Source organism: Streptococcus sp. HCA-5024, assembly GCF_037890265.1.
Lineage (GTDB): Bacteria > Bacillota > Bacilli > Lactobacillales > Streptococcaceae > Streptococcus > Streptococcus lingualis.
The window spans coordinates 14,908-32,543 of sequence record NZ_JBBKBR010000007.1 but is presented as its reverse complement, the minus strand read 5'-3'; the positions used below and the strand labels follow the sequence as shown (position 1 = coordinate 32,543).

Sequence of the window (17,636 nt, the reverse complement as noted above, 5' to 3'; positions counted from 1 at the left end):
GTTGATTAGGAAGGGGCCTTGCTTCGCAATCCCTATCTGCCACCTCAAAACAGTGTTTTGAGCAATCAACCACTGTGCCGAGAGACAGAAATCGGTAGATGCAGTCTCGTAAAAAAAGTAAGGTAGTAGTGATGATTCACTACTACCTTACTTTTTTGTCATTTACCCTATTCTAATATCAAAAGTCCTTCTTTGATTTCAAATGGGTTGTTTGGGTTAATGCGGTCATAGAACATGATACCGTTGGTGTGGTCGATTTCATGTTGAACGACGATGGAGTTGTAGCCTTTGAGTTTGATGCGTTTCTTTTCCCCATCTTTTGTGAAATACTCAACAGTCACGCGGGCATGGCGAACCACATATCCTGGGACGTTGCGGTCTACTGAGAGACAGCCTTCCCCGTCGCCAAGAGCTGCATCTTGCACAGAATGGGCGACAACCTTTGGATTGTACATGACTTCTTGAAGGCTATAGGCTTCTTTTGGTGGGTTGCCATCGGCATCTTCTGGATTGGGAACCAAAACAGCGATGATTCGTTTAGAGATATCCAACTGTGGTGCTGCGAGTCCCACTCCTCCACGGAGGCCAAGTTTTTCAGCCATAACAGGGTCTTGAGAATGGTGCAAGAATTGCATCATTTTTTCACCCAGGATAATTTCCTGATCAGACAAAGGGAAGGTCACGTCTTCTGCAACAGCTCGAAGTGTTGGATTTCCTTCGCGGATAATGTCATCCATATCAATCAAATGGGACGCTCTTGTAACTTTTTCAATTGCTTTCATCGTTTTACTCTCACTTTCTTTCTACCCTCCATGATAACACAAAAGAGCCTAAAATTAAAGTTATCTGTCGACGGTTTCCGCATGTTTAATGGACAAATCATTCATCCTTTTTGCATCTAAAATCGTATAGATCCGTCCTTCTCTTTGGACTAAGCCCTCTTCGATCATCTGCTTGATGACGCGGCTAAGGTGGCGGTAGCTGATTCCAAAACGCAGAGCCAGCTGATTCATCTTGGGCTTGAGGGTCCCATTTTCATCGCAATGCTCCAGAAAATGTGTAGCGAGGCGTTCCTTGACCGAATAATGAAAGTTAGCAGGAGCTAAATAGTTGATCTGGTGCAATTTCTCAGCCAAGGTCTTGGCCGTAGAGCGCAAAAAGGTTGGATCAAGCAGGAGGCGCTTCTTAAAGTGCTGGGCTGGGAGCTGAACGACTAGTGAGTCTTGGTCTGCAATGACCGATGTGATACAGACCCGATCGAGCAGGAGCTCAATCTCTCCTAAGAGTCCAGGTTTTTCTTGGATTTCAAGGATGGTGTCGCTGCCGTTTTCAAGACTGTGGACGATCTTGAGCCGACCTTTGAGAAAATAAGGAATGACATCTTGTTCAGAACCTTGGCGGCAGATATAATCTCCAGTCTGGTAGAGAACGAGGTCCAGCTGGCTGAGGCAGTCGCCCGGAAAGATCTGGTCCAATTGGTAGTCCGTGATGATTTCCTTGAGTCTTGTAGATGGGGAAATTTTTTTCATCTTAATCTCCTAAAATAGGACAAATGTCCTGTTTTTCTATTTCTAAATTGATTATACTAGGATTCTATTGAAAATACTAGTTTGAATCTTTTCTGAAAAAACTAGTGAAATCAAAATGTTACCAGTAAAGTGTAGGAAATAAAAAATGAAAAAAACAATGGAAAGAATCAGTCTCTTGAGCTTGTCGCTCATGCTGATCTCATCTTTTTCAATTACAGCCGGTTTGCCGGCTATGAAGGCTTATTTTAGCCAATTTGGCTATACAGCAAGTCAGGTAGAACTCTTGGTTTCCCTGCCAGCCTTTGCGGTCGTAGCCATGCTCTTTTTAAATAGCATGATCGAGCGGTGGATGAGTGAGCGCCAGATGATTGTCGTAGGGCTCTTGCTCTTTTCAACTAGTGGCCTCTTGCCTTTGGTCGTGCAGGACTATCCTCTCATCTTTCTAAGTCGTTTGCTCTTTGGCTTGGGGACAGGAATGATCAATGCCAAGGCTATTTCAATTATCAGTGAGCGCTACTCAGGCAATGATAAGACTCGGATGCTGGGGTATCGGGGCTCTGCTGAAGTGGTGGGTTCTGCCATCTTGACCTTTATCGTGGGCCAACTCTTACCCCTAGGCTGGCCAGCGATCTTTGCCGTATATGGTGGTGGTTACTTGATTTTACTCCTCTATCTCCTTTTTGTCCCTTATCCTAAGGAGAAAAAACAGGCTAACTTGAAGGAGAAAAAGAAAGGTTCCGCACGCCTTCGCTCCCCTCAATGGCGTTTTAGTCTAATGCTAGCCGTGATTGCTGGTATCATCATTTGTTTCAATTCCATCATTAGCCTGCGCGTGCCGGATATCATCGTTGATGCTCGTATGGGAACGGCGACAACAGCTGGAACCGTCTTGAGTCTGATGCAATTGACAGGGATTGTAGCAGGAGTGGGCTTTGCTAGTTTGACACATGTTTTCAAAAAGAACTTGCTCATGATCATGTGCTTTGGTTTTGGACTAGCTCTGGCCTTGATTGGCTTGTCCGGACAGCTGTGGAGCCTGGTTTTAGGAACCCTTTTAGCAGGATTTACCTACAGTACGGGAGTCACCAGTATCTTCTATCACCTATCTGAAAAAATACCGACCAATCTCCTGAACCTTGCGACCTCGCTGGTCTTGATCGGCTGCAATCTCGGATCAGCCCTCTCTTCTTTCTTTATCCAGTTGGTGACGCCACTAGCTCCTACCAATCACCTGCTCTTTGTCTGGATTGGTGCTTTGATGGTTGGAACGGGAGTCTTCGCCTCACAATTACTAGCACGAACGAAATGATGGAGAAATCATTTCGTTTTTTTAATTCAATCTATTGCGTCCTGTTACTAGCTCGTGTTATTATAGGAGGAGTGTGAAAAAAAGATTAGTTTAAAGGATAGAATAATGAAAAAAATCATGGAGAAAGTGAGTATTCTCGCGCTTTCATTTATTTTGACGACCTCGTTTTCGATTTCGAGTGCGCAGTCGGCCATGTTTGCCTATTACAAGGGAATTCCTCACAGCATGATTGAGCTCTTGGTCTCGCTTCCTTCAGCAGGGATCATGGTTTCGCTCATCTTCAATAAATGGATTGGACGTCTATTTTCAGAGCGTCAGATGATTGTGACGGGCCTAGTTGCTTACGCCCTATGTGGCTTTATTCCCTTAATCAGTCCAGCTTATCCGGTTGTCTTTTTGTCTCGGATTATTTTCGGGATGGCGGTTGGCTTGCTCAATGTTTCTGCCATTGCCATTATCAGTGAGCGCTATAAAGGAAAAGAACGCGTCCAAACCCTTGGCATTCGTGGTTCTGCAGAGGTTGTTGGGACGGCTGTTTTAACCTTTGGAGTCAGCCTTTTGATTCGTTTTGGCTGGCAGGCTGCCTTTCTCGTATACGGTATCAGTATTCCTATCTTACTTTTGTATCTCTTATTTGTGCCCTATGGATCTACGACGGATGCAGTGGAGGAAAAACACCGGGATGTGAAGATGACGGGGGGACAATGGCGGACTGCGCTCGGCTTAGCGGTCGTTGCGGCAGCTATCGTCTTGTCCAATGTCATGATCACCGTTCGGATTCCAAGTGTGGTAGAACAAGTTGGACATGGCACTGCCCAAACTGCTGGGGTTATTTTAGCAGCCATGCAATTTGTTGGGATCTTAGCAGGTTTGGCCTTCTCGCCCTTGACCCAACTATTCCGCGATCGTTTATTATTAGTTTCGGGAGTAGCTTTTGGTGTGGCCCAAATGTTGATCGGGGTCTCTCCAAATCTCTTGATTCTTGCCCTTGTAACCATTGCTTCTGGCTTCGCCTACAGTGTAGCTTTGACAACAGTTTACAATGTCTTATCTGATAAGATGCCAGCAGGGGTCTTGAGCCAGGCAACGTCCATGGCGGTTTTGGGATGTAGTACAGGTTCGATCGCAACGACCTTTGTCCTTAGTCTATTAGGGACGATCTCATCTGCTCCAATCTTCATTTTTGGATTTTCTGGTATCCTCTTGATCCTGGTTTCCTTTTTTGGTCTTTGGATTGTGCGAAAGAGCGGGAAGTAAACATGCGCCTAGATAAATTTTTAGTGGATTGTGGCGTGGGGAGCAGGACCGAGGTCAAGCAACTCCTCAAGCAAAAGAAAATCGCAGTAAATGGAAAAAAAGAGACAGCAGGAAAGCTGCAGATTGATCCAGACAAGGATCAGGTGACCTTTATGGGGGAAGACCTGGTCCATGAAACCTTCGTGTATTATCTGCTTAATAAACCAGCTGGGGTTATCTCAGCGACTGAAGATGATCACCACCAAACTGTGCTGGATTTATTGGATGAGACAGCCCGTCAAAAGGAAGTCTTTCCTGTCGGACGTCTGGATATCGATACCCATGGCTTGCTACTTTTGACCAATAATGGCAAGCTCGCCCATGCCATGCTTTCGCCGAAAAAGCATGTGTCGAAGATCTACCGTGCCCAGGTGGCTGGGATCATGGATGAGGCAGATGTAGCCCGTTTTGAAGCAGGCATTGCCCTCAAAGACTTCACGACCTTGCCCGCGAGATTGCAGATCTTAGAGGTGAATGAGGCAAATGCCAGCTCCTACGTCGAAATCGAAATCGCTGAAGGAAAATTCCATCAGGTCAAGCGCATGGTCGCTGCCTGTGGCAAGGAAGTGGCAGATTTAGAGCGGATCTCTATGGGTCCTCTAACGCTAGATCCAAGCCTGAAATTGGGAGAATGGCGGAGACTTCATCCTTCTGAACTCAAGTCCCTAGAGGTCTTCGGAGTTCCCTTATAAGCAAAAAACAAGCAGTCTGATTCTTACAGGTTGCTATTTTTTATTTGTATCAAGAAAATGTACTGAAAAGACAAAAAATGAATTTAATTGCTTGTACTATCAAAGCAAATTGTTTATAATGAAAAAAGATAGGTTGTGTATAAATTCACAATATGTAGTGATAATTTTTCGACTCACATACCTTATCTAGTAAACGTAGAAAAAGGAGAAAAATCGTTTATGAAAAAGTGGCTCTATTCTGTTGTGACAACAGTTGCCCTATTTTTACTAGCAGCTTTAGGATTTGCCAAACCCAATAGTCCAGCTAAAGTCCATGCAGATACGATCAATGATGTTGTGACATCTGTAAACATCTCGAAATCAACTGGTGGAGCGATTACAGATCCACTCGGTGTTTGGGAAAGTTTTCAAGTTGAAGCAAACTTTGTGTTGCCGAATGGACGTGTAAAAAAGGGAGATCAGACCGTTATCCAACTTGGAGATGACTTTAAGGTCTTTGAAACGGACACCATTGACCTGCTGGATCCAAGTGGTCAAAAAGTTGCGACAGCAACGGTAGATGATCAAAGAAAGGTCATCACCGTAACCTATACAGACTATCCTGAAAGAATGGCCAATGTGACAGGGAAACTGCGTTTCTTTGCGCGTGTAGACCACCAAGTCGTCAAAGGACAAAAGACACTTGATTTTACTCTTACGATCGATAAGAAAGTGATTTCGGGTGGGAATATCGATTACAAAGGGGTCAATCCAGGTGAGAATCCTCCTACTCCAGAAGTCTTTAGCAAATGGGGGTGGACCAACTCAGATGATAAATTAAAATTGACCTATACCTTGAATATCAATCAAGGCCATACAGCCCTTCATAATATTGACATTAAAGACCAATTGGCCTTTACAGATGGAAAAATCAAAGCAGATTCTGTCAACATCCATACAGGAACTTGGCAGGTCAGTGATGAAGATGGGGCTTATCATTTAAAAGATACCACAAACGTCACCAAGAATTATTCCCCTGTTGTCAGCGCTGATGGTCGTTCTCTAACGGTTCATATTGGAGATCTAGCTCCTGAACAAGGGATGACTGTTCGCTATGATGTCTATCTGGACAAGGTTCCAGCTATCAATACATCCTTTAAAAACAATGCTAGCATGACAGCTACAGAAATCAAGGAACAAAATAAGGTTGCAGACATTCTGTATCAGTTCCTTGATGGAGACTTCAATGGTGAGAAATATTCCTTCACCATTCACAAAAAAGGTGAAAATGGTCAAGCTCTTGCAGGTGCTGTCTTTGCTGTGACAGCAGATGATACAGGTGAGCAAGTGGGAACCATTACGACAGATGAGAATGGTGTTGGCACCATTACGGGCTTGATCAAGCAGGCTTATACAGTTCAAGAGATCAAGGCTCCAACAGGCTATGTGCTCTCTGAAGAACCTATCAAGATCAGCAAGGATGATTTTGGAAATGACCTCGCGATTTCTCGTGATGTCGTAAACCAAAAAGAAAAAACAAGCGTTGCTGGTCAAAAGACATGGAATGATAATGATAACCAAGATGGCAAGCGTCCATCAAAAATCACCGTCAATCTCCTAGCAAATGGAGTTAAAGTTGCTTCTAAAGAAGTGAAACCAGATGCTGCAGGAACCTGGGCTTATCAGTTTGATAATCTCGATGTGGTCGATGATGCTGGTAATGTCATTGCCTACACTGTTTCAGAAGAAGCTGTTGAAGGCTATGAAACAACTATTGAAGGAAGTAATATTACTAACACTCGGACACCAGAAGTTGTTGAGATTCCAGTAACGAAAGTTTGGAAAGACAATGACAACCAAGATGGCGTTCGTCCTGACAAGGTCACTGTTCGTCTCCTTGCGGATGGTCGAGAAGTAGCTAGCCAAGAGCTCAGTGAAGCAACTGATTGGAAGACAGTCTTTACCAATCTTCCAAAATACAATCACGGTAAACAAATTGTCTACACAGTCACAGAAGACACAGTAGCCAATTACTCTGCTGCGATTGATGGAACAACCATTACCAATAGCTACAAGCCAGGTAAAACCAGCGTCACTGTTACAAAACGTTGGGAAGACAACAATGACCAAGATGGCAAACGTCCAAGCGCCATTAAGGTACAGCTCTATGCAGATGGCAAAGCTCAAGGAAAAGAAGTGGAACTTTCTGCTAAAAATAACTGGACTCATACCTTTAGCAATTTGCCTCTAAAAGCGAAAGGCAAAGAGATTCAGTACCAAGTGAAAGAAGTTGGAACAGTCAAAGGCTATACTAGTACGGTCGATGACAGTAACAAGGGAAATGTAGTGATTACCAATAGCCGCACACCAGAAGTAACAGAAGTAGCGGTCAAGAAGATCTGGGATGATGCAGACAATAAAGATGGTCTTCGTCCTGAAAAAATCACAGTTCGTCTCCTTGCGGATGGTCAAGAAGTAGCTGTAAAAGAAATCACAGCTACTGATAATTGGCAGGCAAGCTTCACGGATCTACCTGTATACAAGGAAGGTAAGAAGATTGCCTACACGATTACAGAGGATCCAGTAGCAGGTTATACAAGCAACATTGATGGTTTCACGGTAACCAACCGTCATACGCCACCAACAACACCTCCTACCACACCACCAAGCACACCGCCAACGACTCCTCCTACAACCCCACCAACGACACCGCCAACAACACCGCCAACAACACCTCCTACAACTCCACCGACGACACCACCAACAACGCCGCCAAGCACACCGGAAAAACCAGAAACTCCAACTACACCAAAAGAAGGAAAGAAAAAAATTCTTCCAACAACTGGTGAAGTTGTTGCTTACGGGTTGACCATACTCGGTGCCCTCTTAGCAATTTTTGCTTTGGCTTTGCTCTTGCGTGGTAAACGGAAAGAGAAATAAGCTTCATACCGATAAAAGGCAAATATCCTAGAGATATTTGCCTTTTTGTATACGTTGATTGAAGAGTGATCCATCAAACCGTCCAAATTCTCAAGGTTCTTTTTAGAAAAGAGAAAACTCATCTTGAAGGAAACATAAGTGTTTGACAGAAAGATGAAATCTTGGTAGAATAAGAAGGTCGAATAGACAACTAACTCTTTCTTGGTAGCAGGATATGCCAAACCTGCCACTCGGATAGAGCATAAAGAAAAGGAGCTTATCATGGCAATCTCAAAAGAGAAAAAAAATGAAATCATTGCACAATACGCACGTCACGAAGGTGACACTGGTTCAGTAGAAGTACAAGTTGCTGTCCTTACTTGGGAAATCAACCACTTGAACGAACACATCAAACAACACAAAAAAGACCACGCTACTTACCGTGGTTTGATGAAGAAAATCGGTCGCCGTCGTAACTTGTTGGCTTACCTTCGTACAAACGACGTTAACCGTTACCGTGAGTTAATCAACTCTCTTGGACTTCGTCGTTAATCTGCTCTATTTTCCACTTACGCTGCGTTGTCACCTTGCCTCGATATACTCGAGTATAATCTTCGGCTACGGTTCCTAGCATCGTAAGGTAAAATAGACCAGAACTATCTCCCTTCGGGGAGATTTTTTGTTTTCACTAGGATTTTAGCCCGAGCTCAAAACAGCTCTCTGAATTCAGAGGGCTGTTCTTTTTTGCCAAGTGCTTAGGCCGTGTTCAATTGAATACAAAAAAAGTTACTCTATTATAGGGTGGCTTTTCTTTTTCACTAGAATTACAGTACAATCTTCGGTTCATCGCCTTGTCTAGAAACGTTTTTATCCAGCAAGAATGGAGCTCTCTGAATTCAGGGGGCTGTTTTCTTGTCTTTTCCTTATCAAACGAGATCCATTATTCTGAGGAAGTCGTTTTGTTTGACAGATGTAATATATAGAGTTACAATTGATGCATCTTAAGAAATAGAGGTTATCGATATGATTGATATTACATATCTAGACGGTGCAAAACAAGAAAGAGTCATGCATTTTGATTCCTACGATGAGTTTGAACGCTCCCAACAAGCCTGCTTGATTGGGGTAGCAGATTTTTATCCTGTTGTGAAACTAACCTATAATGGTCATGAATTGGATTACCAAGGGACTTACGGAGATGTCTTCTTCTATTTAATGAAGCAAGATTTGACGCAGTACCAAAACTAAAGGAGAAAGAAAATGACAAAAGCAATTACAGATGCAACATTTGAAGCAGAAACCAAAGAAGGCTTGGTCTTGGTAGACTTTTGGGCAACCTGGTGTGGTCCATGTCGCATGCAAGCTCCTATTTTAGAAAAATTATCGGAAGAACTTTCGGAAGATGAGTTAAAAATCCTAAAAATGGATGTGGATGAAAATCCAGAAACAGCGCGTGCTTTCGGCATTATGTCCATTCCAACCTTGCTCTTTAAAAAAGATGGGCAGGTTGTTAAACAAGTAGCAGGAGTGCATACCGCAGCACAAATTAAGGCCATTGTGGCAGAGTTGAGTTAAAAAGCAAAAAAGCTAAAGAGGAATGAACCTTCTTTAGCTTTTTTTGAATCTTATTCTCCCAATTCTGCACTGTAAGCAATAATTTGATCGACAGTGTCTGAAAGGAATTGGATGGTATCACGAAGTGGTTTGTCAGTTGAGATGTCTGCTCCGATGATCATGGCTGACTCAAGTGGCGTCTTGCTACCACCTGATTTAAGGAGGTCCAGCCAATCTTTGGCTCCGTTTTCGGAGTTCTTCAAATGCAGGTAACCCGCTGTTGAGATAACCAAGCCAGCTGAGTAGGTGTAGCTGTAAAGCCCCATATAGTAGTGGCTTTGGCGCATCCAGGTCAAAGCCGCGTCATCATCGATCTCAACGGCGTCACCCCAGAATTCTGTCAAGACTTCCTTCATGATGCTATTGAGCTTGCTAGCACCGAAGGTACCACCTTCTTCGATCAGGGTGTAGACCTTGCGTTGGAAGGCTGCTTCCAACAAGTGGGTGATGAAGTTGTGGAAGTAGGTGTCTGTCAAACGGTGAGCCAAGGCAAAACGTTTTTGACGAGGATCGTCAAACTGGTGTTCCAAATAGTCGCTGAGGAGGAGCTCGTTAAAGGTAGAAGGAGCTTCCACATAGTAGGTCGACATGTGGGCGTTGAAGTAGCTTTGGTTGTTGTCTGAGAAGATGAATTGACCAGAGTGTCCGATCTCGTGGATCAGAGTGTAGACATCGCTCATCCGTCCTGTCCAGCTCATGAGGACATAAGGATGGACGCGGTATGGATCGGCCGCATAACCACCAGAATCCTTGCCTTCATTGGCCGCAAAGTCAACCCAGCGTTCAGTTTGGTAGCGGGCGATTTCGCGTGAGTATTCTTCTCCAAGAGGTGCTACAGATTTCATAACCAAATCATAAGCGTCATCAATGGTAACGTCAGGGTTGAGTGCACTGTCCAAGTCCAGCTTCCAATCAGCAAAGGTCATTTTTTCAAGGCCGTTGACCTTGGCCACGTGTTTGAGGAATTTTTGAGCGACCGGAGCAAAGTCCTTCATGATCAGGTCAATCTGACGATCAAACATGGCACGATCTACTTCCTGCTCAGCTAGGAGATAGTCAAAGACAGAATCGTAGCCTCTCATATCTGCAATCAGTTTTTCAGACTTGACTTGAGCTAGATAGGTAGCAGCAGCCGTGTTTTGGTGCTTGCGGAGACCTTCTGAGAAGGAACGAAAGGCTTTTTCACGAACTTCCGCATTCTCATGGTTTTGGTAGAAGTTTTCATAGGTAACAAAGCTATTCTTGTAGACTTTTCCATCCACTTCAAAATCAGCCATTTCAAAGTCACCTGCCCGCATCTTGGTATAGATGTCTTGAGGTCCGTAGAAGACTTCACCCAGGTTGGTCAAGGTCTTTTCCACATCAGCTCCCAAGTAGTGAGCTTTTTTAATTTTAGCCTGACGAATGGCAAAAGTGAGGTGAGGGAGTTGCCCCAGGCGTTCGAGGACTTCTTCATCCGCTTCTACCAAAGCATCATCAAAGAAGGAAAGTTCGACGCTTGCCCAAGTTTCGAAATCCATCCCTGCTTGGGCAATCTCTGCGAAAGCTTCATCACCAAAGTCAGTGGTTTGGGGCATAAAGCTGTAGTTGCCAATGTGGCTGAGTTGGATCTGAATTTGTTCAAAGACCGCAAAGGCAGCTTCAAAGTCTTCAAAGGTGTGGAGGTTGCCTTTGTAGTTACGGACAAATTCATTGATTTCTTCACGTGTTTTTTCAATGGCGCGCAAGAAGTCTTCCTGGTCTTGGTAGAGGGCTGTGAGATCCCAGAGTTCGTTCTCAGGAAATTCAGAACGTTTTTTTAATTCCATAATTTTCTCCTTTTGATCGGTGTTCTTCCTTAAGTATAGCAGAAAACAGGATAGAAACATAGAGGGAGAGGGGAAAATGCTTGTGTAAAAATCTTGAAAAGAGCTGGAAAAATTGACCATTTTTGATATACTAGGATAGATATGAGGAGGTTTTTATGAAAAAGGTTATGATTTCACTACTGGCGGGTGCGTCCGTTCTAGCTCTGGTGGCTTGTACGCCCAAACGCTATGAACGCCAAAGTAAACCAAAGACAGCAACGTCATCATCGGTTAAAAAAGAAAAGAAGGATACGGGTCAAAAGTATTATCAAGAGGTTTTGGAGCGGTATGCTAAGTATGATACTGCTCTTAAAAATGGCGATAAAACAGGCCTCTTTGAGGAATTAGGTAAGATAAAATCTGGCTCAGAAGAAAGCATCTATCTGGATGCCTTGGAACGCTTAGGAACTCCGGTAACTTTCCAATACGCTTTTACAGACTTGAACAAAGATGGTGTGGATGAGCTCTTGGTGACCAATCAATACACTGGAAACAAACAGTATGTTTCTGCTATCTATTACCTCAAGGGTCAAAAAGCTGAATTGCTCCATACAGCTTATACAGCTGCGGTGGGCGGTTATCGCTCCAGTTTAGATGTTTTTGACAATGGGCAAATCGTCTATGCGACTTGGCAATCTGTGAGCCCAGACCGGGAATTGACCCTTTATTCGCTAGGAAAAGGGGAAGCCAAGGAAGAAAAGAAAGCAACCATTCAAATTGGTGGGGACCAAACAGCAGAACAAGCTCTTGGAATTTCAGCCAAGAAGTTGGATCTTAGTAAGCTAGACTGGAAAACCTTTGACGGTTCAGGGAATTCCAAATCAACAGCAAAAACAGAAGAGAAAAAATCGGAAAGTTTCCAAGTGCAAGTCAGTGTGTCGGATCTTCGTATTCGAAAAGAACCATCTACTTCAGCTCCCTCTGCAGGAATGATCGCAAAAGGAACTCACACCATTACGGAAACAGTAGAGGCAGACGGCCATACCTGGGGCAAATTGGAATCTGGACAAGGCTGGATCGCCCTTGACTTCACAACGCGGGTGGATGGTTCTAAATCAGCAAGTTCAAGTAAGAAAAGCAGCGGAATGAACATTCAAGAAATTCAGAACGGTGATTTTTCAAGTATTGCAGGGACTTGGAGAAATGGTCTAGGTTGGGTTCTGGAATTTGATAAAGATGGTTTGACAGGAAAAGGATTTGTAACAGATGGTAGTGGAGTTGTTGATAGAATTAATCCCGATCACGGCTATATTAGTGGGGGGATCCATAGTTCAAAACCAAATACAGCTGGTGGAGCTGCGATCTCATTCTTGCCAGCTGGAACACCTATGAAGCCAGATAGCAATCAAAATAGTGATCCATCAGATACATCAAAAGACCGTATATGGGTTGGGCAACAATATATTTGGGATACTGACTCGTTCTTCTACCGTGTGGACTAAAGGAGTGCTACTATGAGAAAATTGATGATTACGCTATTAGCAGGTGCATCCGTGCTATCTCTAGTGGCTTGCACGCCCAAACGTTATGAACGCCAAAGTAAACCGAAAACGGCAAGCTCTTCGTCGGTCAAAAAAGAGAAGACGGATACAGGTCAAAAGCACTATCAAGAGGTATTGGAGCGGTACAAGGCTTATGCAACCGCAATTAATGCCAAAGATCAAACGGCTTTACAAAATGAACTGAAGAAGATCGAAGCAACTTCAGAAGAATATGCCTATGTCTTTAACCTTCAAACACTTGGGAGTACCAATGAGTGGCAATATGCTTTTGAGGATCTTAATCGTGATGGTTATGACGAGTTACTGATTGGGGATGGCAAAACGATTGCTGCTGTGTATTATTTGAAAGATAAGCAGCCAACCTTGCTCCACGTAGCCTATGTGGCTTCTGCAGGTGGTTATCGCTCTAGTTTAGAAGTTTTTGACAATGGGCAAATCGTTTATGCTACTTGGCAATCCCTTAATCCAGAAATGGAATTAACCCTTTATTCGCTAGGAAAAGGGGAAGCCAAGGAAGAAAAGAAAGCAACCATTCAAATTGGTGGAAAGGAAACAGCAGAACAAGCTCTTGGGATTTCAGCTAAGAAGTTGAACCTCAGTAAGCTAGACTGGAAAAAATTTGATGGTTCAGGGGATTCCAAATCAACAGCTAAAGCAGAAGAGAAAAAATCAGAAAGCTTCCAAGTACAAGTTACCGTAGCCGATCTTCGTATTCGAAAAGAACCGTCTACTTCAGCTCCCTCAGCAGGAATGATCGCAAAAGGTATTCACACCATCACGGAAACCGTAGATGCGGATGGCCATACCTGGGGCAAATTGGAATCTGGACAAGGCTGGATTGCCCTTGACTATACAACGCGAGTGGATGGAAATGCCGAATCAGCTCCTGCCCCTGCCAAAACAAGCACTGGGATGAATCTGGATGAAATCAAAGCTGGAAATTTCTCAAGTGTAGCGGGAGTTTGGAAAAATAAGTACGGTACGAGCATTGAGTTTGATGCGCAAGGAATTGTGAAGGTCAATGGTAGTGCTGTTAATGGTGTTCAATTTTCTGGTTTTTACTTCAAGGAGGGTAATCTACACGGAGTTAGTCGGATGCCTGGGGCAACGAATGAAACGCCTATTCTTTTCATTCCTTCAAGAGAAGGTGGCAGTGAATCCATTTACTGGAGTAAGAGTGATGCTACGAATGGGAACGATTTGTACTACCGTGTGAACTAAAAAATAAGGAGACAAACTTGAAAAAAATTGGAACATATTTGCTGGCTACAGCCCTCTTGCTTTCCCTAGCAGCTTGCGCCCCAAAACGCTATGAGCGTAAGCACAGTCCGGTAGGGGCTTCATCGGTAAAAAAATCATCTGACAAGGCCCAAGAAAAAGAGCAAACAGAAGAAGCTAAGTCAGATGAACATGACAAAGAAGCCATTGGGACCTTATCAAAAGCAGACCAAGCGGATATCTATTCGATTATTGAAAACAGTGCGTCTTTGACTTATTCACTTCAGGTGCAACCGACTCGTTTGCTGGAGTTGAACAATAATCACAGTGCAGTTGAAGGCTACTCGCAAGACATGTTCATTGATTACTACAATACCTACACGCCGGGAACTTATAATTTGCAAGATGTCATTGATAAATTGAATGCAGAAGAGACATCGGACTCTATCCGTAGTCTGTCACAAGACCAGCTGATCCAACTGACAAACGAAAAGAAGGACGGCTGGATCTATTCGACAAAAGACAAGGCCTTCTACGAAATTGTAGCTGGTGGTCGTGGCGGAGCGATGCCACCGATGGAAATCCCTTCACCGGATGAATGGGTGGTCAATGAAGATTCAGTTGAAGTGACAACGACTATCCAAGGAACTTCCGACCCATACAGACGTTTTGTCTTGAAACGCAACAACAAGAACTACAAGGGTGGAACCCACAAAACACGCTTTTATGTCGACAGCACTGAATTCGTGAAATCGTAAAAATAATCAAAAGCTATATCTAGCTCTAAAATTTTTATATAGAACTTGCGGAAGATTCACAGAAAAAGGCCCTCAAAGCCTTTTTCTTTTGGGCTTGAATATGTTAAAATAAAAGGTATACGTGCTTGGATACAAAGATGAGGATATAACAAATAGATGGGCTCTTGAAATTCCTATCTCGTTGAGTTGGGCGATCTTGGTATCTTGAGAATTGAATTTTGGCCTCATTTCTTAGGAAAAAAGATCAGCTTCCTAGCACTCATCGAGTGCGGCGTCACCTTCCTATTTTTCTACAGAAATGTTCGGCAAGCCGAACCGTCCAAAACATCTTGAGTAATTGAACCCGGCCGAAAAGCTGTGTAAAAAAGATAAACTGTCTTGTCTTCATCGAAGACTTCGCCAGTTTCCTATTTTTACTTTGCTTTTTGTGGCCTTAGTATCTTGATAGTTGAACACGGGCTAAATCCCTAGTGAAAAAGATAGATTTCCTGGTGTGCGTGGCACACTGCGTCAATCTCCTATTTTCATACGGGATTCTTCACGCCCTTTGTATCCTGATGAACTGAATTTTGGCCTCATTTCTTAGGAAAAAAGATAAGCTTCCTAGCACTCATCGAGTGCGGCGTCACCTTCCTATTTTTCTACAGAAATGTTCGGCAAGCCGAACCGTCCAAAATATCTTGATCTTTGTAGGCAAGTCGTATAATTTTATCAATCCAAAGGGGATTACAATGACAAAACAAGTGTTTCAAACGACTTTTGCGGGTCGTGAGTTAATCGTAGAGACTGGTCAGGTTGCCAAGCAAGCAAATGGCTCTGTTGTCGTACGTTATGGGGAGTCAACTGTCTTGACTGCTGCCGTTATGTCTAAGAAAATGGCAACTGGGGATTTCTTCCCACTTCAAGTCAACTACGAAGAAAAAATGTATGCGGCTGGGAAATTTCCTGGTGGCTTTATGAAACGGGAAGGTCGTCCTTCTACAGATGCGACCTTGACAGCGCGTTTGATTGACCGTCCAATCCGTCCGATGTTTGCGGAAGGTTTCCGTAACGAAGTGCAAGTTATCAACACAGTCCTTTCTTACGATGAAAATGCATCTGCCCCAATGGCAGCCATGTTTGGTTCATCCTTGGCCTTGTCTATCTCAGATATTCCGTTTGACGGACCAATCGCTGGGGTACAAGTAGGCTATGTCGATGGGGAAATCATCATCAACCCAACGCAAGAACAAGCAGAGCGCTCTCTTCTTGAATTGACAGTAGCTGGTACCAAGCATGCTATCAACATGGTAGAGTCTGGTGCCAAAGAATTGTCAGAAGAAATCATGTTGGAAGCTCTTCTGAAAGGGCACGAAGCCGTTAAAGAATTGATTGCCTTCCAAGAAGAAATCGTTGCGGCAGTTGGGAAAGAAAAAGCAGAAGTGGAATTGCTTCATGTAGATGCTGACTTGCAGGCTGAAATCATCGCAGCCTACAACAGCGACCTTCAAAAAGCAGTTCAAGTTGAAGAAAAATTGGCGCGTGAAGCTGCGACTCAAGCAGTGAAAGACCAAGTAACGGCTGTTTACGAAGAAAAATATGCAGACCACGAAGAGTTTGATCGCATCATGCGGGACGTGGCTGAAATCTTGGAACAAATGGAACACGCAGAAGTGCGCCGTTTGATCACAGAAGACAAGGTTCGTCCGGATGGTCGTAAGGTCGATGAAATCCGTCCTTTGGATGCACAAGTCGACTATCTTCCTCGTGTGCACGGTTCAGGTCTCTTTACGCGTGGACAAACGCAAGCCCTTTCTGTCTTGACATTGGCACCAATGGGTGAAACGCAAATCATCGATGGTTTGGATCCAGAGTACAAGAAACGCTTTATGCACCACTATAACTTCCCACAATACTCTGTAGGGGAAACAGGGCGTTACGGTGCACCTGGTCGTCGTGAAATTGGTCACGGTGCTCTCGGTGAACGTGCCCTTGCCCAAGTATTACCAAGCTTGGAAGAATTCCCATACGCCATCCGTTTGGTAGCAGAAGTATTGGAATCAAATGGTTCTTCATCTCAAGCATCTATCTGTGCGGGAACACTTGCCCTTATGGCTGGTGGTGTGCCAATCAAGGCCCCAGTAGCTGGTATTGCCATGGGTCTGATCTCAGATGGAAACAACTACACCGTATTGACAGATATCCAAGGTTTGGAAGACCACTTTGGAGACATGGACTTCAAGGTTGCGGGGACTCGTGACGGGATTACCGCCCTTCAAATGGATATCAAGATCCAAGGGATCACTGCAGAAATTTTGACTGAAGCACTTGCTCAAGCCAAGAAAGCTCGTTTTGAAATCCTTGATGTCATTGAAGCAACCATTCCAGAAGTGCGTCCAGAATTGGCACCAACTGCTCCAAAAATTGATACCATCAAGATTGATGTCGACAAGATTAAGATTGTCATCGGTAAGGGTGGAGAAACCATTGATAAGATCATCGCTGAAACAGGCGTTAAGATTGATATCGATGAAGAAGGAAACGTATCTATCTATTCTAGCGACCAAGATGCCATCAACCGTGCTAAGGAAATCATTGCTGGTTTGGTTCGTGAAGCGAAGGTGGATGAAGTCTACCATGCCAAAGTGGTTCGGATCGAGAAATTTGGTGCCTTTGTCAACCTCTTTGACAAGACGGACGCCCTCGTTCACATCTCTGAAATGGCTTGGACGCGTACCAACCGTGTCGAAGACTTGGTAGCGATCGGCGATGAAGTCGATGTCAAGATTATCAAGATTGACGAAAAAGGTCGTGTCGATGCTTCTATGAAGGCACTATTGCCACGTCCGCCAAAACCTGAACATTCAGAAGAAAAAGGTGAAAAGGGTCCTCGTCATGGCGATCGTCCTCGTCACCACAATAAAGACCACAAACCTAAAAAAGACTTTACCATTACACAAAAAGATTCAGAATAAGCATTAGAAAAGGAGGAGC

Annotated in this window: 14 protein-coding genes; 11 read left to right on the top strand and 3 right to left on the bottom strand. The window is 43.9% G+C overall.

The window, feature by feature from the left end:
* Nucleotides 1–167: 167 nt before the first annotated feature.
* Together def and WKT08_RS09005 are read right to left on the bottom strand one after the other, a co-directional pair.
* Nucleotides 168–782 carry a peptide deformylase gene (gene def / locus WKT08_RS09010; RefSeq protein WP_003004253.1) on the bottom strand — a complete coding sequence of 205 codons (615 nt, stop codon included), beginning with the start codon at nt 780–782 and terminating at the stop codon, nt 168–170.
* 60 nt (nt 783–842) lie between these two features.
* Nucleotides 843–1,529: a cyclic nucleotide-binding domain-containing protein gene (locus tag WKT08_RS09005; RefSeq protein WP_340281530.1), complete on the bottom strand. Its 687-nt coding sequence runs from the start codon at nt 1,527–1,529 to the stop codon at nt 843–845.
* Nucleotides 1,530–1,674: 145 nt separating this feature from the next.
* Between WKT08_RS09005 and WKT08_RS09000 the strand changes: the two genes are divergently transcribed.
* The 7 genes from WKT08_RS09000 to trxA all read left to right on the top strand — a co-directional run bounded on the left by WKT08_RS09000 (nt 1,675) and on the right by trxA (nt 9,299).
* Complete coding sequence (locus WKT08_RS09000; RefSeq protein ID WP_340281528.1) at nt 1,675–2,838, top strand: MFS transporter; 1,164 nt, start codon at nt 1,675–1,677, stop codon at nt 2,836–2,838.
* A 105-nt stretch (nt 2,839–2,943) separates the two neighbouring features.
* A complete protein-coding gene (locus WKT08_RS08995) occupies nt 2,944–4,095 on the top strand; it encodes an MFS transporter (RefSeq protein ID WP_340281526.1) in 1,152 nt (383 codons plus the stop codon).
* Between the two features lie 2 nt (nt 4,096–4,097).
* A complete protein-coding gene (locus WKT08_RS08990; RefSeq protein WP_340281524.1) occupies nt 4,098–4,826 on the top strand; it encodes a pseudouridine synthase in 729 nt (242 codons plus the stop codon).
* 219 nt (nt 4,827–5,045) lie between these two features.
* The gene (locus WKT08_RS08985) at nt 5,046–7,745 is read left to right on the top strand and encodes a Cna B-type domain-containing protein (RefSeq protein ID WP_340281521.1); all 2,700 of its coding nucleotides are present in this window, start codon (nt 5,046–5,048) and stop codon (nt 7,743–7,745) included.
* A 261-nt stretch (nt 7,746–8,006) separates the two neighbouring features.
* Nucleotides 8,007–8,276, top strand: coding sequence for a 30S ribosomal protein S15 (gene rpsO, locus WKT08_RS08980; RefSeq protein WP_003004251.1), 270 nt, complete (start codon nt 8,007–8,009; stop codon nt 8,274–8,276).
* A gap of 471 nt (nt 8,277–8,747) precedes the next feature.
* Nucleotides 8,748–8,972: a DUF4649 family protein gene (locus WKT08_RS08975; RefSeq protein ID WP_024054957.1), complete on the top strand. Its 225-nt coding sequence runs from the start codon at nt 8,748–8,750 to the stop codon at nt 8,970–8,972.
* Between the two features lie 12 nt (nt 8,973–8,984).
* Nucleotides 8,985–9,299 (top strand): thioredoxin, encoded by a 315-nt coding sequence (gene trxA / locus WKT08_RS08970; RefSeq protein ID WP_070665117.1) that lies wholly within the window; start codon nt 8,985–8,987, stop codon nt 9,297–9,299.
* A gap of 50 nt (nt 9,300–9,349) precedes the next feature.
* Here the strand turns inward: trxA and pepF are convergent, their stop codons facing one another.
* Nucleotides 9,350–11,146 carry an oligoendopeptidase F gene (pepF, locus tag WKT08_RS08965; RefSeq protein ID WP_041818432.1) on the bottom strand — a complete coding sequence of 599 codons (1,797 nt, stop codon included), beginning with the start codon at nt 11,144–11,146 and terminating at the stop codon, nt 9,350–9,352.
* 155 nt (nt 11,147–11,301) lie between these two features.
* Here pepF and WKT08_RS08960 point away from each other — a divergent pair, with 155 nt between their 5' ends.
* The 4 genes from WKT08_RS08960 (at nt 11,302) to pnp (ending at nt 17,617) form a co-directional block, all read left to right on the top strand.
* Nucleotides 11,302–12,627, top strand: coding sequence for a DUF6287 domain-containing protein (locus WKT08_RS08960; protein ID WP_340281516.1), 1,326 nt, complete (start codon nt 11,302–11,304; stop codon nt 12,625–12,627).
* 12 nt (nt 12,628–12,639) lie between these two features.
* Nucleotides 12,640–13,908 (top strand): DUF6287 domain-containing protein, encoded by a 1,269-nt coding sequence (locus WKT08_RS08955; protein WP_340281514.1) that lies wholly within the window; start codon nt 12,640–12,642, stop codon nt 13,906–13,908.
* A 17-nt stretch (nt 13,909–13,925) separates the two neighbouring features.
* Complete coding sequence (locus tag WKT08_RS08950) at nt 13,926–14,663, top strand: hypothetical protein (protein ID WP_049507032.1); 738 nt, start codon at nt 13,926–13,928, stop codon at nt 14,661–14,663.
* Nucleotides 14,664–15,394: 731 nt separating this feature from the next.
* Nucleotides 15,395–17,617, top strand: coding sequence for a polyribonucleotide nucleotidyltransferase (gene pnp, locus WKT08_RS08945; protein ID WP_021154408.1), 2,223 nt, complete (start codon nt 15,395–15,397; stop codon nt 17,615–17,617).
* Nucleotides 17,618–17,636 lie beyond the last annotated feature (19 nt).